Origin of the sequence: Cupriavidus sp. SZY C1 (genome assembly GCF_032190535.1) — a bacterium.
Classification (GTDB): Bacteria; Pseudomonadota; Gammaproteobacteria; order Burkholderiales; family Burkholderiaceae; genus Cupriavidus; species Cupriavidus pauculus_C.
Genome location: NZ_JAUANU010000002.1, coordinates 298,510 through 320,473, shown reverse-complemented (window position 1 = coordinate 320,473; position 21,964 = coordinate 298,510). Strand labels below are relative to the sequence as shown.

23 protein-coding genes and 3 tRNA genes are annotated in these 21,964 nt (G+C 66.9%); 10 read left to right on the top strand and 16 right to left on the bottom strand.

The genetic code is table 11. The features are described from left to right. Positions 1 to 46: 46 nt before the first annotated feature. The 4 genes from QTN24_RS05620 to QTN24_RS05605 form a co-directional block, all read right to left on the bottom strand. Positions 47 to 123, bottom strand: a tRNA-Met gene (locus QTN24_RS05620). 73 nt (positions 124 to 196) lie between these two features. After that, complete coding sequence (locus QTN24_RS05615; RefSeq protein WP_313835714.1) at positions 197 to 442, bottom strand: hypothetical protein; 246 nt, start codon at positions 440 to 442, stop codon at positions 197 to 199. Between the two features lie 197 nt (positions 443 to 639). Then, positions 640 to 918, bottom strand: coding sequence for a hypothetical protein (locus tag QTN24_RS05610; RefSeq protein WP_313835713.1), 279 nt, complete (start codon positions 916 to 918; stop codon positions 640 to 642). Between the two features lie 214 nt (positions 919 to 1,132). Continuing rightward, positions 1,133 to 1,209, bottom strand: a tRNA-Arg gene (locus QTN24_RS05605). 124 nt (positions 1,210 to 1,333) lie between these two features. Between QTN24_RS05605 and greB the strand changes: the two genes are divergently transcribed. Then, a complete protein-coding gene (gene greB / locus QTN24_RS05600) occupies positions 1,334 to 1,906 on the top strand; it encodes a transcription elongation factor GreB (protein WP_313835711.1) in 573 nt (190 codons plus the stop codon). Here the strand turns inward: greB and QTN24_RS05595 are convergent. The 4 genes from QTN24_RS05595 to QTN24_RS05580 form a co-directional block, all read right to left on the bottom strand. Next, a complete protein-coding gene (locus tag QTN24_RS05595) occupies positions 1,903 to 4,326 on the bottom strand; it encodes a RelA/SpoT family protein (protein WP_124684937.1) in 2,424 nt (807 codons plus the stop codon). The genes greB and QTN24_RS05595 overlap by 4 nt on opposite strands. A 322-nt stretch (positions 4,327 to 4,648) precedes the next feature. Then, positions 4,649 to 4,852 carry a DNA-directed RNA polymerase subunit omega gene (gene rpoZ / locus QTN24_RS05590; protein ID WP_006578656.1) on the bottom strand — a complete coding sequence of 68 codons (204 nt, stop codon included), beginning with the start codon at positions 4,850 to 4,852 and terminating at the stop codon, positions 4,649 to 4,651. 85 nt (positions 4,853 to 4,937) lie between these two features. Then, positions 4,938 to 5,588: a guanylate kinase gene (gmk, locus tag QTN24_RS05585; RefSeq protein WP_124684938.1), complete on the bottom strand. Its 651-nt coding sequence runs from the start codon at positions 5,586 to 5,588 to the stop codon at positions 4,938 to 4,940. 4 nt (positions 5,589 to 5,592) lie between these two features. Further along, entirely contained in the window at positions 5,593 to 6,528 is a 936-nt protein-coding gene (locus QTN24_RS05580) for a YicC/YloC family endoribonuclease (protein WP_124684939.1), read from the bottom strand. Between QTN24_RS05580 and QTN24_RS05575 the strand changes: the two genes are divergently transcribed. The 6 genes from QTN24_RS05575 (at position 6,515) to hemW (ending at position 11,485) form a co-directional block, all read left to right on the top strand. Further along, a complete protein-coding gene (locus QTN24_RS05575; protein WP_313835882.1) occupies positions 6,515 to 6,712 on the top strand; it encodes a hypothetical protein in 198 nt (65 codons plus the stop codon). The two genes, QTN24_RS05580 and QTN24_RS05575, sit on opposite strands and share 14 nt — an antisense overlap. Positions 6,713 to 6,749: 37 nt before the next feature. Next, a complete protein-coding gene (locus QTN24_RS05570) occupies positions 6,750 to 7,841 on the top strand; it encodes a serine/threonine-protein kinase (RefSeq protein WP_313835705.1) in 1,092 nt (363 codons plus the stop codon). Positions 7,842 to 7,868: 27 nt separating this feature from the next. Next, positions 7,869 to 8,783 carry a PP2C family protein-serine/threonine phosphatase gene (locus QTN24_RS05565; RefSeq protein ID WP_124684941.1) on the top strand — a complete coding sequence of 305 codons (915 nt, stop codon included), beginning with the start codon at positions 7,869 to 7,871 and terminating at the stop codon, positions 8,781 to 8,783. 84 nt (positions 8,784 to 8,867) lie between these two features. Beyond that, on the top strand, positions 8,868 to 9,584 hold the full coding sequence (gene rph, locus QTN24_RS05560) for a ribonuclease PH (RefSeq protein WP_313835702.1): 717 nt from the start codon (positions 8,868 to 8,870) through the stop codon (positions 9,582 to 9,584). A 19-nt stretch (positions 9,585 to 9,603) separates the two neighbouring features. After that, positions 9,604 to 10,218 (top strand): RdgB/HAM1 family non-canonical purine NTP pyrophosphatase, encoded by a 615-nt coding sequence (gene rdgB, locus QTN24_RS05555; protein ID WP_313835700.1) that lies wholly within the window; start codon positions 9,604 to 9,606, stop codon positions 10,216 to 10,218. 16 nt (positions 10,219 to 10,234) lie between these two features. Continuing rightward, positions 10,235 to 11,485: a radical SAM family heme chaperone HemW gene (gene hemW, locus QTN24_RS05550; RefSeq protein ID WP_313835698.1), complete on the top strand. Its 1,251-nt coding sequence runs from the start codon at positions 10,235 to 10,237 to the stop codon at positions 11,483 to 11,485. A gap of 94 nt (positions 11,486 to 11,579) precedes the next feature. Here hemW and QTN24_RS05545 read toward each other — a convergent pair whose 3' ends face one another. After that, positions 11,580 to 12,110: a glycine zipper 2TM domain-containing protein gene (locus QTN24_RS05545; protein WP_124684945.1), complete on the bottom strand. Its 531-nt coding sequence runs from the start codon at positions 12,108 to 12,110 to the stop codon at positions 11,580 to 11,582. Positions 12,111 to 12,373: 263 nt separating this feature from the next. Here QTN24_RS05545 and QTN24_RS05540 point away from each other — a divergent pair. Beyond that, positions 12,374 to 12,463 (top strand) — tRNA-Ser (locus tag QTN24_RS05540). 94 nt (positions 12,464 to 12,557) lie between these two features. Here the strand turns inward: QTN24_RS05540 and QTN24_RS05535 are convergent. The 5 genes from QTN24_RS05535 to gudD all read right to left on the bottom strand — a co-directional run bounded on the left by QTN24_RS05535 (position 12,558) and on the right by gudD (position 17,049). Beyond that, complete coding sequence (locus QTN24_RS05535; RefSeq protein ID WP_313835696.1) at positions 12,558 to 13,214, bottom strand: DUF799 domain-containing protein; 657 nt, start codon at positions 13,212 to 13,214, stop codon at positions 12,558 to 12,560. Further along, entirely contained in the window at positions 13,211 to 13,657 is a 447-nt protein-coding gene (locus QTN24_RS05530) for a DUF4810 domain-containing protein (RefSeq protein ID WP_124684947.1), read from the bottom strand. The genes QTN24_RS05535 and QTN24_RS05530 overlap by 4 nt, the downstream gene beginning before the upstream one ends. 39 nt (positions 13,658 to 13,696) lie before the next feature. Beyond that, entirely contained in the window at positions 13,697 to 14,326 is a 630-nt protein-coding gene (locus QTN24_RS05525) for a CsgG/HfaB family protein (RefSeq protein WP_313835878.1), read from the bottom strand. Between the two features lie 265 nt (positions 14,327 to 14,591). Then, a complete protein-coding gene (locus QTN24_RS05520; RefSeq protein WP_313835694.1) occupies positions 14,592 to 15,653 on the bottom strand; it encodes a tripartite tricarboxylate transporter substrate binding protein in 1,062 nt (353 codons plus the stop codon). 43 nt (positions 15,654 to 15,696) lie between these two features. Next, on the bottom strand, positions 15,697 to 17,049 hold the full coding sequence (gene gudD, locus QTN24_RS05515) for a glucarate dehydratase (protein ID WP_313835692.1): 1,353 nt from the start codon (positions 17,047 to 17,049) through the stop codon (positions 15,697 to 15,699). A gap of 272 nt (positions 17,050 to 17,321) precedes the next feature. On the opposite strand from gudD, the gene QTN24_RS05510 reads away from it, so the two are divergent. Beyond that, positions 17,322 to 18,071 carry a FadR/GntR family transcriptional regulator gene (locus QTN24_RS05510; protein WP_124684950.1) on the top strand — a complete coding sequence of 250 codons (750 nt, stop codon included), beginning with the start codon at positions 17,322 to 17,324 and terminating at the stop codon, positions 18,069 to 18,071. 193 nt (positions 18,072 to 18,264) lie between these two features. Further along, positions 18,265 to 19,842 (top strand): aldehyde dehydrogenase (NADP(+)), encoded by a 1,578-nt coding sequence (locus QTN24_RS05505; RefSeq protein WP_313835689.1) that lies wholly within the window; start codon positions 18,265 to 18,267, stop codon positions 19,840 to 19,842. 254 nt (positions 19,843 to 20,096) lie between these two features. Here the strand turns inward: QTN24_RS05505 and QTN24_RS05500 are convergent, their stop codons facing one another. Together QTN24_RS05500 and QTN24_RS05495 are read right to left on the bottom strand one after the other, a co-directional pair. Beyond that, positions 20,097 to 21,314, bottom strand: coding sequence for an ABC transporter ATP-binding protein (locus QTN24_RS05500; RefSeq protein WP_313835687.1), 1,218 nt, complete (start codon positions 21,312 to 21,314; stop codon positions 20,097 to 20,099). Further along, the gene (locus QTN24_RS05495; RefSeq protein ID WP_124684953.1) at positions 21,311 to 21,961 is read right to left on the bottom strand and encodes an ABC transporter permease; all 651 of its coding nucleotides are present in this window, start codon (positions 21,959 to 21,961) and stop codon (positions 21,311 to 21,313) included. The genes QTN24_RS05500 and QTN24_RS05495 overlap by 4 nt, the downstream gene beginning before the upstream one ends. Positions 21,962 to 21,964: the final 3 nt, after the last annotated feature.

Below are 21,964 nucleotides of genomic sequence, written 5' to 3'. Positions count from 1 at the left end.
AACAAAAAGGGCCGCACGAATGATCGTGCGGCCCTTCTTACGTATCTGGTTGCGGGGGCAGGATTTGAACCTGCGACCTTCGGGTTATGAGCCCGACGAGCTGCCAGACTGCTCCACCCCGCGTCTGAAGAAAGAGATTATGCCGCAGTCTGGCGCACGTGGCAAGTACTTCTTGCACCATTCCGGAGAATGGCCGCTATGCGCAGCGCCGCTTCCTCTGCATGGCATCGCGGTCGAGATTCTTGACCACATCCGCGACGTAGCGATTCACGTGATCCAGCGCCTCCAGCTTGGTGTCGAACGGCTGGCGCGGAAACGGGTTGTGGCGCGACATCAGCACGGCGCCGTCCTCGCGCCGGAGGATTTCGATCATGATGGCCCACTTGTCCTTGGGCAGGACGACCACTTCGTAGACGATCTTGATACCGTCGTACTCGGGCATGGCGTACTCCTTGTTCTGCTGCAGGCGCGCACGACGGCGCGCACAACACCAGCCTAGGAGCGGGATGCCGATCCAAAAATGATCCTGGTCAAGTGGGAAACGATCAGGCCGGAAACGGCCTGTGATAAGCCATTGCGCGTCAAGCCATTGCGCGTCCCGCAATGAACCATTACGGCGACGCGCAATAGCGCGCCGTGTCAGCGCGCCGGCCCAACGAGCTTGTCGATCAACGCATAAGCCGCCGCGAATGCCGCCACTTCAGCGGCATGGCGCGTGGCAAAGACATGGGTGCCACTGCCCACGCGCTCGGTATCGCCGGCGTCGGACGGGTCCATGCCCTCCTGCGCCACGCGCACCTCGTAGCCCCAGGTCTGGGTATCGCCCACGCTGCCGGCAGTCGTGTCGTGGTGCAAGGTCACGAGTACGTAGGCATCCATCCCGCGATAGCCTTCGGTGCGCCAGTCTTCCTGCTCCATGAGTTGCCTCCGTCGATCAGGTTGCCGATGCAGGTTGGAACAGGCCAGGCTGCCCGCGTTCCGCACCCCCATGCAAACAGGATAGACACCGACAGCGCAACCAGACCAGGCGTACGACACTAGGCGCAGAACAGGAAGGAAAGGCAGAAGGAATGGCGGAAGTGCGAATGCAAAAAGGGCTTCCATTTCTGGAAGCCCTTTTCACGTATTAGGTTGGCGCGGCTGGCAGGATTCGAACCCACGACCCCTTGGTTCGTAGCCAAGTACTCTATCCAACTGAGCTACAGCCGCAACCGAGAAAAGAGATTATATAGAAGTTTTCAGTTTTGTGAAGCCCCCGCGCGCATTTTTTTCGGCCAGCGCGATGGCGGGGCGCAACTTCCTATAATTGAAGCCTCATGAAGTGATCCGGAACATGAACAAGGCTTTTGTCAAAGAGTCGTCCAACGATGACGACGACGACCTTCCCGAAGGCGCCACGCCGCTCCCCGCAGGAACCAAGAACTACATCACCGCCACCGGCTACCAGCGCCTGCGCGACGAGCTGATGCACCTGATCGACGTGGAGCGGCCCGATATCGTGCAGATCGTGTCGTGGGCGGCGTCCAATGGCGACCGCTCGGAGAATGGCGACTACCTCTACGGCAAGAAGCGCCTGCGCGAGATCGACCGCCGCATCCGCTTCCTGACCCGCCGGCTGGACAAGGCCGAGGTCGTCGACCCCTCGCTGCAGGGCGACAACGACCAGATCTTCTTCGGCGCCACGGTCACCTACGCCAACCAGGCCGGCGAGGAAACCACGATCACGATCGTCGGCATGGACGAGGTGGACCTCGACAGCAACCACGTGAGCTGGATTTCGCCGATCGCCAAGGCGCTGATCAAGGCGCGGGAAGGCGACACCGTGCCGCTGCGCACGCCGGCCGGCGTGGAACAGATCGACATCCTGGAAGTCCGGTATCCGCCGAAGGGGTCGGCGGCGCCCTAGCCGTCGTTGCGGTCGCGGAAGATCCGGATCACGTCCGGATTGCGCCGCAGCGCCCGCATGACGTTGGCCAGGTGCAGGCGGTTCTGTACCTGGATCACGAACTGCATGTACGTGGCTTCCTGATGGCCGGCCTGTTGCTGCTGCTCCATCGCCACGTGCGCCACGTTGGCGTCGGCGGCGGTCAGGTCGGCCGCCACGCGCGCCACGATGCCCTTGACGTTGCGCACCATGACCTTGATCGACACGTCGAACGCCCGCGTCGTCTTCTTGGCCCACATGACCTCGATCCAGTGCTCGGGGTCCTTGCTGTGCAGGCGCTTGGCCACCTTGCAATCCTGCACGTGGATCTGCAGCCCTTCGCCCTTGCCCAGGTAGCCGACGATCGAATCGCCCGGAATCGGCCGGCAGCACGCCGAGAAGATCATCGACATGCCCTCGTCGCCGGTGATCGGCACGGCCGGCGCTTCCTCTCCGGCGAACGTCTGCACCGCGGCCAGCAGCGCGCTGTCCACGTCGCCGGACAGCTCCTGCAGCAGGATCTCCATGCGGCGCGCCACCACGGCCGGCACGCGCCGGCCCAGCGCCAGGTCCGCGAAGATGTCTTCCTTGAGCTTGTTGCCCGTCCACTGGATCATCCGCTCCCACACCGACTGCGGCACCGCCTTCAGTTCGATGCCGAGCTGGCGCGCGGCCTGGTCCAGCAGGCGCTCGCCGAGCTGGATGGCCTCGTCGAGCTTGGTGGTCTTGAGGTAGTGGCGGATCGCCGCGCGCGCCTTGCCCGTGCGCACGAACGCCAGCCACGCGGGATTGGGCTTCGAGTACGGCGCCGTCACCACCTCGACGATGTCGCCGCTCTTCAGCTCGGTCCGCAGCGGCAGCAGTTCGTTGTTGATCTTGACCGCCACGCACTGGTTGCCCAGGTCGCTGTGCACGGCATAGGCAAAGTCCAGCGCCGTGGCGCCGCGCGGCAGCGCGCGGATATGGCCCTTGGGCGTGAACACGTAGACGGCGTCCGGAAACAGGTCGATCTTGACGTGCTCCAGGAATTCCTGCGAATCGCCGGTCTGGCTCTGGATGTCCAGCAGCGACTGCAGCCACTGGTGCGCCTGCTGCTGGATATCGTTGGCATGGTCGGCCTGGTGCTTGTACATCCAGTGCGCCGCCACGCCGGCCTCGGCAATCTGGTGCATGCCGCGCGTGCGGATCTGGAACTCCACCGGCGTGCCGAACGGGCCCACCAGCGTCGTGTGCAGCGACTGGTAGCCGTTGATCTTCGGGATCGCGATGTAGTCCTTGAACTTGCCCGGCATCGGCTTGTACAGGCTGTGCAGCGCGCCCATCGCCATGTAGCAGTGCATCTGCGTTTCCACCACCACGCGGAAACCGTAGACGTCCAGCACCTGAGAGAACGACAGCTGCTTGTCGTGCATCTTGCGATAGATGCTGTACAGCGTCTTCTCGCGGCCGGACAGCTCGGCCACGATGCCGGCATCGGCCAGCGCCGCCTGCGCCGCTTCCAGGATGCGCCGCACCACCTCGCGCCGGTTGCCGCGCGCGGCCTTGACGGCCTTTTCCAGCGTGGCGTACCGGAACGGCGAGCCGACCTTGAACGACAGGTCCTGCAGCTCGCGGTAAATCGTGTTGAGACCCAGCCGGTGCGCGATCGGCGCGTAGATCTCCATGGTTTCCAGCGCGATCCGGCGCCGCTTCTCGGGCGGCACGAAATCGAGCGTGCGCATGTTGTGCGTGCGATCGGCCAGCTTGACCAGAATCACCCGCACGTCGCGCGCCATCGCCAGCAGCATCTTGCGGAAGCTTTCCGCCTGCGCCTGCTCGCGGCTCTGGAATTCGAGCTTGTCCAGCTTGGTCAGGCCATCGACGAGTTCGGCAACCTTGGGCCCGAATTTCTCGGCCAGCTCGCTCTTCGTGATGCCCTGGTCCTCCATCACGTCGTGCAGCAGCGCCGCCATGATGGACTGCACGTCGAGCTTCCAGTCCGCGCACAGCTCGGCCACCGCCACCGGGTGAGTGATGTAAGGCTCACCGCTCTGGCGGTACTGGCCCAGGTGGGCTTCGTCCGAGAACTGGAATGCCTCGCGTACCAGCGTCTGGTCGGCCGGCTTCAGGTAGGCCAGCTTCTCCATCAGCCGCGCAATCGAGATGACCTGCTGCCGCGGCGGCACCGCGGGCTGCGACGTCGGCCCGAAAAAGTGGCGATAGGACTGCGCCAGCACGGCGTCGATGAACAGGTCGCCGCCCGGCGTGGCCGGCACGGTACCGGCCACCGGCTCGGCTACCAGCTCGTTGGCCAGCGCCGCGCGGCCCTTGGCCTGCTGGATCGGCGGCACGACGGCCCGCTCGCCGACGACGTTGTCGCCGAGCGGGTCGGGAAGATTGGGAGCACCGGTACGGGCGGTCAATGGAAGCGGTCCGGGACGCCTACGCCCGGCCGGCGCGACAGGCACCGGCGGCAGGGATGTGGAAACCGGCACGACGCCCGGCAGTGGTGCACCGGGCGCCACAGACGAAGCTGCCGCACCAACCGGTGCGGCAGTCGCCACAGCGCCAGGCAGCTTGGCCGCCGTCGGTGCGCGCGACGCCCCGGTCCCGGGGTTGCCCGGGGGAGCGACGGCGGGATCGGACGGCGACGAAGGCATGGCGGCGGCCCCTGGAATTCAACTGGATGCGCGGCTGGTTGCGTACGCACGCGAAGCATGAATGAACCACGGGCCGCCTGGGAAATCAGGTCGGAACCTTCTTCAGCATCTCGATGCCGACCTGCCCCGACGCGATCTCGCGCAGCGCCACCACGGTGGGCTTGTCCTTGGCCTCGACCTTGGGCGTGTGGCCCTGCACGAGCTGGCGTGCACGGTAGGTCGCGGCGAGGGCGAGCTCGAAGCGGTTCGGGATGTGTTTCAGACAATCTTCGACGGTAATACGCGCCATATCAAATCCACCTTGGGATAAAACCTGTTCGACAGGCCGGTATTTTACAGCACGTCGCCAGAACCTTCCGGCGACGCCCTGCGCTTCAGTGAATGCCGAGCTCGATGAACAGCTCGGCGTGACGGGCCTTTTGCGACGAAAAGCGCAAACGGGTCGCGTGAACGACGTTCTGAAGCTGCCGCAGCGCGTCCTCGAACACCTCGTTGATGATCACGTAGTCCGACTCCGACGCATGGGCCATTTCGCTACCCGCGGCCAGTAGCCGGCGCACGATCACGTTCTGCTCGTCCTGGCCGCGCTTCTTGAGCCGTTCCTCCAGCGCCGTCAGCGACGGCGGCAGGATGAAGATCTCCACCGCGTTCGAAAAGCGCTTGTGCACCTGCTGGGCGCCCTGCCAGTCGATCTCCAGCAGCACGTCGTTGCCCTGGGCCATCTGCTGCTCGATCCAGACGCGCGACGTGGCGTAGTAGTTGCCGTGCACCTCGGCCCATTCCAGGAACTCGCCGCGGTCGCGGGCGGCCCGGAACTCGTCGACCGTGGTGAAGTGGTACTCGCGCCCGTTCTGCTCGCCCGGACGCGGCTTGCGCGTGGTGTGCGAGATCGACAGGCGGATGGACTGGTCCTGCGCCAGCAGCGCGTTGACCAGCGTGGACTTGCCGGCCCCGGACGGTGCCACCACCATGAACAGGTTGCCGGGATAGGCGGTATCGATGGCGGTGTGGGTCGTTTCGCTCATGATCTTATTCGAGGTTTTGAATCTGTTCGCGCATCTGCTCGATCAGGAGCTTGAGCTCCATCGACGCATCGGCAAGTTCCTTGGCGGCGGCCTTCGAGCCCAGCGTGTTGGCCTCGCGGTTGAGCTCCTGCATCATGAAGTCCAGGCGCTTGCCCACCTGGCCGCCCTTCTTCAGGATATGCCGCGTTTCGTTCAGGTGGGCCTGCAGCCGCGACAGTTCCTCGGCAATGTCGATGCGGATGCCGTAGACGGTGGCTTCCTGGCGGATGCGCTCGGCCACTTCCTCGCGGCTCATCGACGGCATGCCGTTGGGCGCTGCCAGGTTGAATGCCTCCTGCAGGCGCTCGGTCAGCTTTTCCTGGTGATGGGCGATCAGCTGCGGGATCATCGGCGTCAGGCGCTCGACGATGGCCAGCATGGCGTCGATGCGCTCCTCCAGCGTGGCCTTGAGCGCGGCACCCTCGCGGCTGCGCGCTTCCAGCAGTTGCTTCAGCGCCTCGCGGGCGGCGCCGGTCACGGCCTCGCGCAGCGCTTCCTGCGACAGCTCGGGCTCCACCAGCACGCCGGGCCAGCGCAGCAGCTCGCCCATGCGCATGGTGCCGGCGCTGGGGAACGTGGCGCCCACGGTCGACTCCAGCGCGCGGATCTGGTCCAGCAGCGACTGGTTCAGCGCCAGCGTGGCGCCGCCGGTGTCGGTGCGCTGCAGGTTGATGCGGCATTCGAGCTTGCCGCGCGACAGCTCGCCCATCAGCATTTCGCGCAGCGCCGGCTCGAACGCGCGGCACTCTTCGGGCGCGCGGAACAACAGGTCGAGAAAACGCGAATTGACAGTCCGGAACTCCACGGAAACCGATGCCGTGCGGCCGCTGGGTTCGCCCTGGGCGTTGGTCAGCGGTGCCTGGCGGGTGGCCAGGCCGTAGCCTGTCATGCTGTGGATCATCGTCGTTAATCTCGCGAAAGGGTCGAAAATTGAGGAATCGGTACGGGGCGCGGGGCCGGGGCCCGTCGGCGGCACCGCGGCGGCGGCAAAAACGCCAGCAAAATCAAGGGAAAACCGGCAGCCAGGGGGCGCGGAGTTTTGGCAACAGTCCCTGCCAAGGATTTCTTTACAAGTGACCGATTAGACCGGAGAATCCGGGAGCAAATGAGGTCCCGAATCCTATGACAGAGTCCAAGGGCGCCAACCCACCCAAGAGCGCGCCGCTCCCGATCGGCACGCTGCTTGCCAACTACCGTATTGTAAAGAAGTTGGCCAGCGGGGGGTTCAGTTTCGTCTACCTTGCCACGGACGAGACCGGCGCCCCGGTTGCCATCAAGGAATACCTGCCGTCGTCGCTGGCGCGCCGCAGCCCGGGCGAGCTGATTCCCGTCGTGCCCGAAGAAAACGCCGCCTCGTTCCGGCTGGGCCTGAAGTATTTCTTCGAGGAAGGCCGGTCGCTGGCGCGCATTTCGCACCCGAGCGTGGTCCGCGTGGTGAATTTCTTCCGCGAGAACGCCACGGTCTACATGGTCATGAACTACGAGCTGGGCAAGACGCTGCAGGAACACATCCTGCAGGCCCGGCAGCAGGGCAAGGCCAAGGTGCTGCGCGAGCGCTTCATCCGCAAGGTGTTCCACGACCTGATGAGCGGCCTGCGCGAGGTGCACATCCACAAGCTGCTGCACCTGGACATCAAGCCCGGCAACATCTACCTGCGCGAGGACGAATCGCCGATCCTGCTCGACTTCGGCGCCGCCCGGCAGATCCTGACGATGGAAAACGCGCGCTTCCAGCCCATGTACACGCCGGGCTTTGCGGCGCCGGAGCTGTACGGCAAGCATTCCGACCTGGGCCCCTGGACCGACATCTACAGCCTGGGCGCCACGCTCTACGCCTGCATGGCCGGCATGCCGCCGCAGGAGGCCAACCAGCGCGAGAAGGACGACCGCATGGCCGATTCCTTCGCGCGGCTGCGCGCCACGTACACGAACGGCCTGGTCGACCTGGTCGAATGGTGCCTGCGGCTGACGCCGTCCGAGCGCCCGCAGAGCGTGTTCCGGCTGCAGAAGGAACTGCGCGACCAGAGCAACGCCCTGGGCGAGCAGTCGGCCGCGGCCGCCGCCAGCAACACGCCGGCCGGCCCGGTGACCGAGCGCATGAACGCCACCAGCCGCTTCATGACGTTGCTGCGCCGCCGCGAGGACAAGAGCCCGGACAAGCCCGACGCCGCCAATCCCGTGCACGCCGCGCAAGCCGGCCGAAGCGGCAACTAACGCACGAACCCGACACGAATTCCCGCAATGCGATTCTCCGTCTACCAGGAAAGCCGTAAGGGCGGCCGCCGGATCAACCAGGACCGCATGGGCTACTGCTTTACCCGCGACGCCCTGCTCATGGTCCTGGCCGACGGCCTGGGCGGCCATGCCTTTGGCGAAGTGGCCGCGCAACAGGCGCTGCAGACGCTGGCCCGCCAGTTCCAGACCCAGGCCCGCCCGGCCATCCGCAATCCTGCCGATTTCCTGCAGGACACGGTCATGCTGGCGCACCGCGAGATCCACCGGTACGCCGAGGCCAACAAGCTGGCCGACGTGCCGCGCACCACGGTGGTCTGCTGCCTGATCCAGAACGGCCAGATCCACTGGGCGCACGCCGGCGACTCGCGCTTCTACCTGATGCGCAAGGGCGCGCTGCTCACCCGCACGCGCGACCACTCGAAGATCGAGAACCTGCTGCAGCAGGAGCGCGTGCTGCCGATGGAGGTGGCCAACCATCCGGAACGCAACAAGCTCTACAACTGCCTGGGGTCGCCCAACCTGCCGCTGATCGACATCGGCGGCCCGGTGCGGCTGGAGCCGGGCGACGTGGCGCTGCTGTGCTCGGACGGGCTCTGGGGCGCGCTGGAGGAAAAGGTCATCGTCGACAAGGTGACGCACCTGTCGGTCGTCCACGCGATTCCCGACCTGATCGAGCAGTCGCTGGCCAACGCCGGCGAAGGTGCCGACAACACCACAGCGATCGCGATGATGTGGGAAGCCGACGCCACCGTGACCAACGAGGAGGCGGTGCTGACCGACACGCTGCCGCTGAACGCGTTCACCACGTCGATCCTGGAGCGCACGGGCTCGGACACCGACCTGCTGTCCGAGGAAGAGATCGAACGCTCGATTGCCGAGATCCGCGCGGCCATCGACAAGACCTCGAACCTGATGCGCTGACCGGCGCTTGGGGCCGCGGCCGGCGCACGACCGGCCCGGCGGCGTTAGAATCGCGGTCTCATCCGATTCCGACGAAAGATCCCCATGCGACCCAGCGGACGCGCGGCCGACGCGCTGCGACCCATCAGCCTGACCCGCCACTACACGCGCCACGCCGAAGGCGCGGTGCTGAGTGCCTTTGGCGACACCAAGGTGCTGTGCACGGCCAGCGTGCTGGCGAAGGTGCCGCCACACAAGAAAGGCAGCGGCGAAGGCTGGGTCACGGCCGAATACGGCATGCTGCCGCGCGCCACGCACACGCGCTCCGACCGCGAGGCGGCACGGGGCAAGCAGACCGGCCGCACGCAGGAAATCCAGCGCCTGATCGGCCGGGCCATGCGCTCGGTCTTCGACCTCTCCGCGCTGGGCGAATACACGATCCACCTCGATTGCGACGTGCTGCAGGCCGACGGCGGCACCCGCACGGCCGCCATCACCGGCGCCTTCGTGGCCGCGCACGATGCCATCGGCACCATGCTGCGCGACGGCCTGATCGCCGCCAGCCCGATCCGCGACTTCGTGGCGGCCGTGTCGGTGGGCATGGTCGACGGCGTGCCCGTGCTGGACCTGGACTACGCCGAGGACAGCAACTGCGACACCGACATGAACGTGGTGATGACCGGCAGCGGCGGCTTCGTGGAAGTCCAGGGCACCGCCGAGGGCGCCCCGTTCAGCCGCGCCGACCTGGACGCCATGACGCGCCTGGCCGAAGCCGGCATCGCCGAACTGGTGCGCCACCAGAAGCAGGCGCTCGGCGTCTGACGCGCAGGAGGGATTGACGATGCAACGCCTGGTCCTGGCCTCCAACAACACCGGCAAGGTGCGCGAATTCGGCGCGCTGCTGTCCCCGCTCGGCTTCGACGTCGTGCCGCAGGGCGAGCTGGGCATCCCCGAGGCCGAGGAGCCGTTTGCCACCTTCGTCGAGAACGCGCTGGCCAAGGCCCGCCACGCCAGCCGGCTCGCCGGCATGCCCGCGCTGGCCGACGACTCGGGCATCTGCGTCGACGCCCTGGACGGCGCGCCGGGCGTGTATTCGGCCCGGTATGCGCAGATGGTCGGCAAACCCAAGACCGACGCCGCCAACAACGCGCACCTGATCTCGCAACTGGCCGGCAAGCTGAACCGCCACGCGCACTACTACTGCGTGCTGGTGCTGGTGCGCCATGCCGACGACCCGCGTCCGATCATCGCCGAGGGCACGTGGGCCGGCGAGGTCGTGGATGCCCCGCGCGGCACGGGCGGCTTCGGCTACGACCCCCATTTCCTGCTGCCCAAGATCGGCAAGACGGCGGCGGAGCTGACGGCCGAGGAAAAGAACGGCATCAGCCATCGCGCGCTGGCGCTGCAGGGCCTGGTGGCCCGGCTGCAGGCCGCGAGTCTCAAGGTCGGCGCGTAGCGCCCAAGGTTTCTGCATGATCCCCATCATTCCCGCCGGCAGCGGCAAGCCGGCCGAGCCGGCATCGACCGGCAACCCGCAGCTCTGGCTCAAGCCGGGCCAGATCGCCCTGCCCGGTTCGCCGCCGCTGTCGCTCTACGTCCATATCCCGTGGTGCGTGCGCAAGTGCCCGTATTGCGATTTCAACTCGCACGCGGCGCCCGGCGGGCAGGACAGCCACGACATCCCCGAAGACCGCTACCTGGACGCGCTGCGCGCGGACCTGGAACAGTCGCTGCCGCTGGTCTGGGGCCGGCCGGTACACACGGTGTTCCTGGGCGGCGGCACGCCGAGCCTGCTGTCGGCGGCCGGCATGGACCGGCTGCTGTCGGATATCCGCGCGCTGCTGCCGCTGGACGCCGACGCCGAGATCACGATGGAAGCCAACCCCGGCACCTTCGAGGCCGAACGGTTTGCCAGCTACCGCGCCAGCGGCATCAACCGGCTGTCGATCGGCATCCAGAGCTTCAACGACGCCCACCTGCAGGCGCTGGGCCGCATCCACGGCGAGAAGGAAGCGCGCGCGGCGATCGACATCGCGCTGCGGCACTTCGACAACGTCAACCTGGACCTGATGTACGCGCTGCCGGGCCAGACCATCGACGAGTGCGTGCGCGACCTGGAGTCGGCGCTGTCGTACGGCACCGCGCACCTGTCGCTTTACCACCTGACGCTCGAACCGAACACGCTGTTCGCCAAATTCCCGCCGGCGCTGCCCGACGAGGACCTGGCCTACGAGATGCAGGACATCATCGAGGCCCGCACTTCCCAGGCCGGCTACCGCCACTATGAGACGTCGGCCTACGCCCGGCCGCATCGCGAGGCGCGGCACAACCTTAATTACTGGCGTTTCGGCGATTACCTGGGTATCGGTGCCGGGGCGCACGGCAAGCTGTCGTTTCCGAACCGCATCCTGCGCCAGATGCGCCACAAGCATCCGGCCACGTACATGGATCAGGCCATGGCCGGCAACGCCGTGCAGGAGGCGCGCGAGGTTGGCGCCGATGAACTGCCGTTCGAATTCATGCTCAACGCGCTGCGGCTGACCGATGGCGTGCCGGCGTCGAGCTTCCACGACTACACCGGCCTGCCGCTGCATGCCATCGGCAAGATGCTGGCCGCCGCCGAGCAGAAAGGGCTGCTGGAAGCCGACCCGACGACCATCAAGCCGACCGAACTGGGCCGGCGCTTCCTCAACGACCTGCAGGAAATGTTCCTGAAGGATTGACGACGGGCCGCGCGACAAAGCAAAAAGCAAAAACGCCACACGCGAATCACGTGTGGCGTTTTTGCTTTCCCGGTCGTCAGTCGACCGGGGTTGGTCAGTACGGCGTCGCCATGTCGTTGGCCACGCGGGCGCGGTCACCCACGCGCAGGTTGCCGATATTGCTCTGCGTCACGGTGGCCACGCGGCCATCGTCGAGCCGCACGTTGACGCGGTACACGGTCGACGTATTGCTGCCGGTCCGCTTCTCGATCTGGTTGCCGGCCACGGCACCGCCCACGGCGCCGACGATCGTCGCGGCCGTCTGGCCACGCCCGCCGCCAATCTGGTGGCCCAGCAGGCCGCCAGCCGCACCGCCGATCACGGTGCCCAGGATGCCCGAGCTGCCCTGCGTGGTCTGGATCGGCTCGATCGACTCGACGCGGCCCGTGAACACCGAGCCGGCCGGTGCCTGGTAGGTCGAGTTATTGGGTTGCTGATAGCCGGTCGGCGGCGGCGCGGTGTTGTAGTTTCCGTAACCGCCGTAGCCCGGCTGCGCGCAGCCGGCCAGTCCGGCCGCCAGTGCCAGTGCGCCGAGCCCGCCAAGGGCCAGCCACGGCCTTGCTTGATCCTTGCGTTGTTCCTGCATCGAATTCTCCTCAATTGCCTGTTTGAAAGCGCCAGCGTGCTGCGCGATGGCGGCACGCCGTCCCTTCTAGGAACCTTACCGCGCCCACATGGTTCCGCGCTGTCCGACAAACACCGACAAATGCGTCCGACGAGTCAGCATCCGCAGCCGGCCGGACCCGTCCCACTGCATCAGGAACATCACACTGTGGCCTGCCGCGTCCCTGTATAATGCGCGGCCGGGCAGCATGGATGACAACGCCAGCCTGCCCGGCACATCCCGAAGGAAGCGTGGCCGAGTGGTTTAAGGCAGCAGTCTTGAAAACTGCCGATGGGGTGACCCATCCGTGAGTTCGAATCTCACCGCTTCCGCCAGACAAAAAAATGCCGCAACACCGCTCCGGAACCGGAGGCCGTGTTGCGGCATTTTTGCTATCCGGCCGCCGGAACGCAGCGGCCAGGCCAGGGGTCAGTCCGCCTGGTACTTCGGCGAACGCGGCCCGTAGAGGATGCCATTCGGCGTGCCGGCCGACAGCAGGCGGTAGCTCGCCGTGCCAGCCACCGGGTAGGCGGCATCGGTCATGTGGTTCACGGCCTGGTTGATGGCCGCGGTAATCAGCATGCCGATCAGGCCGCCGCCGCTGTTGCCGCTGTCGTTGGCCGCGACGGCGGTGCCGCTCCACAGTTCGTCGCCGGTCTTCAGGTCCACCAGCTTGGCGTTCGCGGCCACGCGCGTCACGCTGCTGAGCACCTGGTAACGCGAGCCGTAGTCGGTCACGGTCACGTACAGGGCGGCGTCGGCGCCAAAGATCTCGCGCAGCTTCTTGACCGGTACGGCGTGGATGTCGCCGGGCACGGTCAGGCCGTTCTGGCGGAAGGTCTCGTCGACCAGCGCCACCGGCATCACGTAGTAGCCCGATTCCGCCAGCGGAAAGGTGGCCTGCGACAGCATCGCGTAGGTCGCCTTGATGTCCGGCGACTCGTTCAGCGGCGGCAGCACCACGATCGAACGCGGCTTGGCGACCTTGAACGCGGCGTAGTCCACCTGCTTCTGCGGCACGGCGCAGCCGGCGAACAGCATCACGGCGCCCAGGGTGGCGACATAGGTCAGGATACGGCGGATCATTTGGCGCTCCCGGCGGTCGATTCGGTCTTGGCGGCCGCCGTGGTGTCGGCCTTGGCCTGCGGCGTGGCGCCGGCGGTCACGTCCGGGCGCGCGTCGGTCTTGACGTTACGCATCAGGAAGTCCATGTACGGCGTGGACTCCGGGAACAGCGTCTTCTCGGTCTGGAATTCCTTGACCATCTGGTCGCCCTTGCCCACGTTCAGGTAGAGCATGCCCAGTTGGGCGTGGTAGCCCGGCGGCACACTGCCGCCCTTGGCCTTGATCTTCTCCAGCCCGCTTTCCAGCGCGGTGATCTGCGCCTCCTTGGACTCGCCCTTGAAGTACTCGTAGACCTGGGCCTGATAGCCCTCCCACTGGTACATCGGCTGCGGACCCGCACAGCCGGCCAGCAGGCCGGCCGCCGACAGAAACGCCGCGCTGCGCAGCGTAACCCATTGCGTCATGGTTTTTCTCGCTTTTTTATGATGAAAGATGGAGCCGAATTACTGCACCGGCTTCCAGGCACCGCTTTCGATCGCGCTGACCAGGTTGTTCACGGCCTCGCGCATGGCCAGGTCCATCACCTTGCCGTTCAGCGTCGAGTCGTAGCTGGCCGTGCCGCCAAAGCCGATGACCTCGCGGTTCGACAGCTTGTACTCGCCGGCGCCCTGCGTGGCGTAGACCACTTCGGAGGTGGTGATGTTGACCACGTTCAGGTTGACCTTGGCGTACGCCACCTGCTCGCGGCCGCGACCGAGGATGCCGAAGAGCTGCACGTCTCCCACTTCCTTGCGGCCGAACTCGGTGATGTCGCCGGTGACCACGAAGTCCGCGCCCTTGAGCTTCTGGGCCTGGTTCTTGATGGCGGCTTCACGCTTGATCTCGTCGAGATTCTCGCGCTCCAGCACGTTGAAGCGGTTGGTCTGCTGCAGGTGCGTCACCAGGCTGGTCTTGGCCTGGCCGCTCAGGCGGTCGATGCCGTCCGAGAACACGCCGCGCATGTAGTTGGAACGGTTGTCGAACTTGCCCACCGCGATCGGCGTGCGCACGCCGTGGTACGGCCGGCTGGCGCTTTCCACCTTCTGCACCGGCAGCGCGGTCGACGATTCGGTCGCGCAGCCGGCCAGACCCATGGCAGCAACGGCGCCGATCAGGCAGCAGCTCTTGAGACTCTTCAATTCATTCTCCAGACAAAAGACAAAACGGGCATGTTTATCACGCCGTGACCCAGCTCGGATTGATCCAGTTCAACCCTCTACGGTATCGGCGGCCGCAAGTCTATCTGAAGGCCCAATTGGGGGGCCCCCACGCTGGTGGGGTCGATGGGAAACGCCGGGGAGGAGAAAAAAAGGCCGGCCCGGCCGAGGCGGCCGGGCGGAGATAGATGCAGTCCGAAACTTACTCGGCCGTGATCTTGCCCTGCTCGATCACGGTCTTCCAGCGCTTCAGTTCCTGGTTTTCGAACTCGACGAACTGCTCGGGCGTGTTGGCGACCACTTCGAAGCCCTGCTCGTTGAGCTTCTTCTGCATGCCGGCGTCCTTGAGCGCGCCGACGATGGCACCATGCAAGCGGGTCTTCACATCGGCCGGCAGGCCCTTGGGCGCGGCCACGCCCTGCCACGAGTAGACCTCGACGTCCTTGACGCCGCCCTCGGCCATGGTGGGCACGTTGGGCAGCACGGCCGAGCGCTTGTCAGACGTCACGGCCAGCGCCTTGAGCTTGCCCGTGCGGATGTGCTGCAGCACCGCGTTGACGTTCTGGAACGACACGTCGACCTGCCCGGCCAGCAGGTCCGAGATGGCCGGCGCGCCGCCCTTGTACGGCACGTGCAGGCCCTCGGTGCCGCTCTTCTGCCAGAACAGCGCGGCCGTCAGGTGGTCCGACGACCCCGCGCCCGAGCTGGCGAACGTGACCTTGCCCGGATTCTTCTTCATGTAGGCCACCAGTTCCGGCAGCGACTTGACCGGGAAGTTCGGGTTGGCCACCAGCACGTTCGGCGCCCGCACCGCCACGGTCAGCAGGTCGAAGTCCTTGGCCGGATCGTACTGCAGGTTCTTCTGCAGGAACGGGTTGACCGCGAACACGCCGATCGATGCCACCAGCATCGTGTAGCCGTCGGCCGGCGCGCGCTTGACGTAGGTGGCGCCGATGGCCCCGGTGGCGCCCGGCTTGTTGTCGATCACGAACGGCTGGCCGAGTTTCTCGTTGAGCGGCGCGGCCAGGTAGCGGGCGATGGTGTCGGTCGAGCCGCCGGCCGGGAACGGCACGACGACCGAGACCGGCTTCTGCGGCCACGCCGCGGTGGAGGCCACGGCGGCGCCGCAGACGGTCACGCCGGCGGCCAGTGCCAGGGCCACGCCGGCCAGGCGGCGCAGCAGCGCGTTGTGGCGGGACGCGCGCGGGGCGGCGGGGGCGAAGGTGCGGGCCGCCTGCGTGGCGGCCGTGTAAGTACGGATCATGGGCTGTCTCCTGCTTGGGTTTTTAAAGCTTTTACGACGGTGCTCAGCGCACCATGCACGGCATCTTGTTGTTGAACTTCCAGTTCGGGATCAGGAACTGCATGGCGATGGCGTCGTCGCGCGCGCCCAGGCCCTTTTCCTGGTAGAGCCGATTGGCCCGCGCCAGCGCGTCCATGTCCAGCTCCACGCCCAGGCCCGGCGTCTTCGGCACCTGCACCAGCCCGCCCTCGATCTTCAGCGGGTTGCGCGTCAGGTGCTCGCCGTCCTGCCAGATCCAGTGCGTGTCGATAGCCGTGACGCGGCCCGGCGCGGCGGCGGCCACGTGCGTGAACATCGCCAGCGAGATATCGAAATGGTTGTTCGAATGCGAGCCCCACGTCAGGCCCCATTCCGAGCACATCTGCGCCACGCGCACCGACCCCTGCATGGTCCAGAAGTGCGGGTCCGCTAGCGGGATGTCGACCGATTGCAGGCGCACAGCGTGGCCCATCTGCCGCCAGTCGGTGGCGACCATGTTGGTGGCCGTCGGCAGGCCGGTGGCCGTGCGGAATTCGGCCATGATCTCGCGGCCCGAGTAGCCGTCCTCGGCACCGCAGGGGTCCTCGGCGTAGGCCAGAATGCCGTGCTTGTCGCGGCACAGGCGGATCGCGTCCTTCAGCAGCCAGCCGCCGTTGGGGTCCAGGGTGACGCGCGCCTTCGGAAAACGCTCGTGCAGCGCGATGATCGCTTCCATCTCCTCGTCGCCGCGCAGCACGCCGCCCTTGAGCTTGAAGTCGTTGAAGCCGTAGCGCTCATAGGCCGCCTCGGCCAGCCGCACCACGCCCTGGGCATCCATCGCCACTTCATTGCGGATGCGGAACCATTCGTTGTCCGCGCCGGGCTCGGTGCGGTAGTCGAGCGTGGTCTTGCTGCGGTCGCCAACGTAGAACAGGTAGCCCAGCATTTCCACGGCATCGCGTTGCTGGCCTTCGCCCAGCAGCGCCGCCACGGGCACCTGCAGGTGCTGGCCCAGCAGGTCAAGCAGCGCCGCTTCCAGCGCGGTCACGGCGTGGATGGTGATACGCAGGTCAAACGTCTGCAGGCCGCGCCCGCCGGCGTCGCGGCTGGCAAACTGCTCGCGCACGCGGTTCAGGATCGACAGGTACTGGCCGATGCCCTGCCCCACCACCAGCGGGCGGGCGTCTTCCAGCGTCTGGCGGATGCCTTCGCCGCCGGGCACCTCGCCCACGCCGGTGTTGCCGGCGCTGTCCTTGAGGATGACGATGTTGCGGGTGAAGTACGGGCCATGTGCGCCCGACAGGTTCATCAGCATGCTGTCGTGGCCCGCCACGGGCACGACGGTCAGTTCGGTCACGACGGGCGTCGCGCAAACCACGGGTTGGGTGTTGGCGTTCATGTGGATGGTCTCCGAGTCCTGTTGACGAGGCCGCCGGGATCGCGCTCCCCATGTCGTGGAAATGCGCCCTGCTGTCTTCTGCTCATACGCTAATATATTAGCTGGCCGATGCGAACGCGCTGTCGCGCTGCCACAACGATCCCACGGCTGCAAGATCCTGTGCGTTATCGGTCGTCGTATGACTTATGACGCAGTATAATGAGCGCGTACCTGCGCGGTCAACAATGCCGCCGTCAGGGTCATCCCCACATTGTTCCTACCCCTGCATGCCCATGTCCAACGTTACGATGACTTCGCCCGCTCCCCTGCGCCGCCGTGGCCGCACGCTTGCCGAAGAAGTGGTCGGCAACCTGACCGACAGCATCCAGCAGGGCCAGATCAAGCCGGGCGACAAGCTGCCAACCGAGTCCGAAATCATGGCCACGCTGGGCGTGAGCCGTACCGTGGTGCGCGAGGCGCTGTCGCGGCTGCAGGCCAGCGGGCTGGTGGAAACGCGCCACGGCATCGGCACGTTCGTGCTGAACCGGCCGCCCGAGACGCAGTCGCCGTTCCGCATCGACCCGTCGGCGATGGTCACCGCCATGGACGTGCTGGCGATGCTCGAATTCCGCGTCAGCCTGGAAGCCGAGGCGGCCAGCCTGGCGGCCACGCGCCGCAGCGACGACCAGCTCCGCGCCATGCGCCGCGCGCTGGACGACATGAAGCGTAATGCGGCCGAGGGCAACGACGCGGTGGCGTCCGATTTCGAGTTCCATCTGTCGATCGCCCGCGCCACGGGCAACCGCTATTTCACGGACATCATGGGTCACCTGGGTACGATGGTGATCCCGCGCAGCCGGCTACAGGTGAGCCAGCCCGAGCGCGAGCAGTACCTGGAGCGCGTCAGCTTCGAGCACGAGAGCATCTTCGACGCGATCGAACGGCGCGACCCGGAAGCCGCCAAGGCGGCCATGCGGATGCACCTGACCAACAGCCGCGAGCGCCTGCGCAAGGCGTCCGCGATGGCGGCATCGCCGGCCTGACGGCCTTGCATCGCCCGCCGGATCACGTGACGGGCGATGCGGTTGCGGCCTGGCCGTCGATGTCATATGATGTCTTACGACGAGTTTTCCGCCCCTGCCGGGGTGCGCCACGCCATGGCGCCCGCCCGGCTGCCGACGCCTTGCGTGACGGCGATCCGGCCCTCCTTTCCACCTTCCCGCAGGACCCAAAATCATGACGATGACTGGCGAAATGCTGATCGGCGCCACCGCCGTTCGCGGCACCGAAGACACCTTTTACGGCATCAACCCGGCCACCGGCGACAAGCTGGAGCCGGCCTACCAGACCGGCACGACGGCCGACGTGGACCGTGCCTGCGCGCTGGCCGAAGCCGCGTTCGACACCTATCGCGCCACCACGCCCGAGCAGCGCGCGACGTTCCTGGAATCGATCGCCGCCGGCCTGGAAGCGCTGGGTGACGAATTGATCCAGCGCGCCCATCTGGAAACCGCGCTGCCGATCGCCCGCCTGCAGGGCGAGCGCGGCCGCACCGCCGGTCAGCTGCGCCTGTTCGCGCGCGTGCTGCGCGATGGCCGCTGGCAAGGCGCCACGCTGGACAGCGCGCTGCCCGAGCGCACCCCGCCGCGGCCGGACCTGCGCATGCAGCGCATCGCCGTGGGGCCCGTGGCCGTGTTCGGCGCCAGCAACTTCCCGCTGGCGTTCTCGGTGGCCGGTGGCGATACCGCATCGGCCCTGGCCGCCGGCTGCCCGGTTGTCGCCAAGGCCCACCCGGCCCATCCGGGTACATCGGAACTGGTCGGCCGCGTGATCCAGAAGGCCGTGGCGGACGCCGGGCTGCCGGAAGGCGTGTTCTCGATGGTCCAGGGCGTCGGCAATGCCATCGGCACGGCGCTGGTGGCCCATCCGGCCATCCAGGCCGTCGGCTTCACCGGCTCGCGCGCGGGCGGCCTGGCCCTGATGAACGTGGCGAACAGCCGCCCGGTGCCGATTCCCGTCTACGCCGAAATGAGCAGTATCAACCCGGTCTACCTGCTGCCCGAGGCGCTGAACGCGCGCGGCGAGCAGATCGCCCGCGAGCTGATCGATTCGCTGGTGCTGGGCGTGGGCCAGTTCTGCACCAACCCCGGCCTGCTGCTGGCCATCGAAGGCCCGGCGCTCGATAAATTCCGCGCCACGGCCCACACCGCGCTGACCGGCAAGCCGGCCGGCACGATGCTGACGCCGGGCATCCACGCCGCGTTCGAGCGGGGCGTGGCCCAGTTGTCGGAAATCTCGGGCCTGACCCGCGCCGCCTGCGGCGTGGACGCCACGGGCCCGAACCAGGCCCGCCCGGTGTTCTTCGAAACGTCGGCCGACAAGTTCGTGGCCGACCACCGCATGCACGCCGAAGTGTTCGGCCCGTCGACGGTGCTGGTGGTCTGCAAGGACGCCGACGCGCTGGTCGAAGTCACGCGCCTGCTGGAAGGCCAGCTCACCGCCACCGTGCAGGCCGACGCCGGCGACCACGCCGTGGCCGCCAAGCTGCTGCCCGCGCTGGAGCGCAAGGTCGGCCGCATCCTGTTCAACGGCTTCCCGACCGGCGTGGAAGTCTGCTTCGCAATGGTCCACGGCGGCCCGTTCCCGGCCACGTCCGACACCCGCACGACATCGGTGGGCACCACGGCGCTGGATCGTTTCCTGCGCCCGGTCTGCTACCAGAACCTGCCGGCCGACCTGCTGCCCGAGGCGCTCAAGGACGGCAACCCGCTGAAGCTCTGGCGCCTGAAGGACGGCGAGCTGGGCCACGCTTGATGGTGGGATTGCCGGGATGAAAAAACGGCCACTGATGTGGCCGTTTTTGTTTGCGGGGTGAAGTCCTGCGGGCGGAATCACATCGCGAGATGATGCAATCGGCGTCGGCGGGAGTTTTGCTCCCCTCTCCCGCGAAGTGGGAGAGGGGTCGGGGGTGAGGGCATGGCGTATCAATCAGGTATGTTGCGATTGGACGCGCCGGCCCTCACCCCCAGCCCCTCTCCCGCGGGCGGGAGAGAGGAGCAAAACCCGCCTCAAGCCGCCTCGCGCTCCTTCGCCGGAGTCGGTGCCGCTGCCGGGCCGATCGTTGCCAGCGGCGAACTGGCCGGGGGCTGGATCACCGGTGCCGTGCCGCGCGAGCGGCCCGAGCTCAGGTAGTCGGCGATCGACTCCTGCGTGACTTCGCCCAGGTAGATGCCGTCGCCGTCGATCACGGGCAGCCAGCTCGTGTTGTGCTGGTACATGCGCGACAGCACGATGCGCAGGTGTTCGTCGAACGCGGCCGTGGTGGTGAACTGGCGCATCACGTCGGCGCAGTTGCCGCCGCGGGCCAGCGCCGCGCGCACGTCGCGGCGCGTGACGTAGCCGATGGCACGCTGGTCCTGCACCACGGGCAGGTGGCGCACGTCGGCGTCGTCCATCACGCCGAACGCGTCGGCCAGCGTCATGTCCGGGCGGGCCGTCGGCGGCATCGTGGCCGCGTCGCCGGCGCGCACCAGCAGCAGGCGCTTGAGCGTGTTGTCGTGGCCGACAAAGGCCTGGACGAAGTCGTCGGCCGGGTGGGCCAGCAGCGCGTCCGGGTGGTCGAACTGCACCAGCCGGCCGCCGCGGAACACCGCCACCTTGTCGCCCAGCTTGATCGCCTCGTCGATGTCGTGCGACACCATGATCACGGTCTTGCCAAGCTGGCGCTGCATCTGGAAGAACTCGTTCTGGATGCTCTCGCGGTTGATCGGGTCCACCGCGCCGAACGGTTCGTCCATCAGCAGCACGGGCGCGTCGGCCGCCAGCGCGCGGATCACGCCGATGCGCTGCTGCTGGCCGCCCGACAGCTCGCGCGGGTAGCGCTTGAGCATCTTGTCCGGGTCCAGCTGCACCATGCGGATCAGCTCGCGCGCGCGTTCGCGGCACTGCTTCTTGTCCCACCCCAGCAGCCGGGGCACGACCATGATGTTTTCCTCGATGGTCATGTTCGGGAACAGGCCGATCTGCTGGATCACGTAGCCGATCTTGCGCCGCAGCGTCACGCCGTCGATGCCGGCCGTGTCCTCGCCGTCGATGCGCACGGTGCCGCTGGTCGGCTGGATCAGCCGGTTGATCATCTTGAGCGTGGTGGTCTTGCCGCAGCCCGACGGGCCCAGGAACACGCAGATTTCCCCGCGCGGCACGGTCATGCTGACCTCGTTCACGGCACGCACTTCGGTGCCATCCTTCTGCGGGAAAGCCTTGGTGAGTTTGTCGAGTTCGATCATAGTCGGATTCCTTTCGGTGTCAGCGCGCGTTGCAGGGCCTGCAGCGCCACGTCGGCCAGGATGGCGAGCAGGCTGACCAGCACAGCGCCCACGGCCAGCTTGCTCATGTTGCTCTGGCTGATCGCCTGCAGGATCAGCACGCCCAGGCCGCCGGCGCCGATGATGGCGGCAATGGTGGCCACGCCGATGTTCATGACCACGGCGGTACGCACCCCGCCCAGGATCACGGGCACGGCCAGCGGCAGGTCCACCAGCCGCATGCGCTGCCAGGTGGTCATGCCGATGCCACGCCCGGCCTCCTGGATGCCGGGGTCGACGTTGGTCAGCGCGGTGTACGTGTTGCGCATGATCGGCAGCAGCGAGTACAGGAACACGGCGGTCACGGCCGGCACGTAGCCCAGCGCGTGGCCGAAGCGCGCGAAGATCGGGATCATCAGCCCGAACAGCGCGATGGACGGCAGTGTCAGCACCACCGTGGCCAGCGCCAGCAGCGGCGTGGCCAGGAAGCGGTGGCGCGTGATCAGGATGCCCAGCGGCACGCCGATGACGATGGCCATGCCCACGGCCGAGCCCACGAGCGCAAGGTGCTCGCCGGTCAGCCGCAGCAGCGTCGGCCAGCTATGGTGAAGGTAGGTCAGCAGATCCATGCG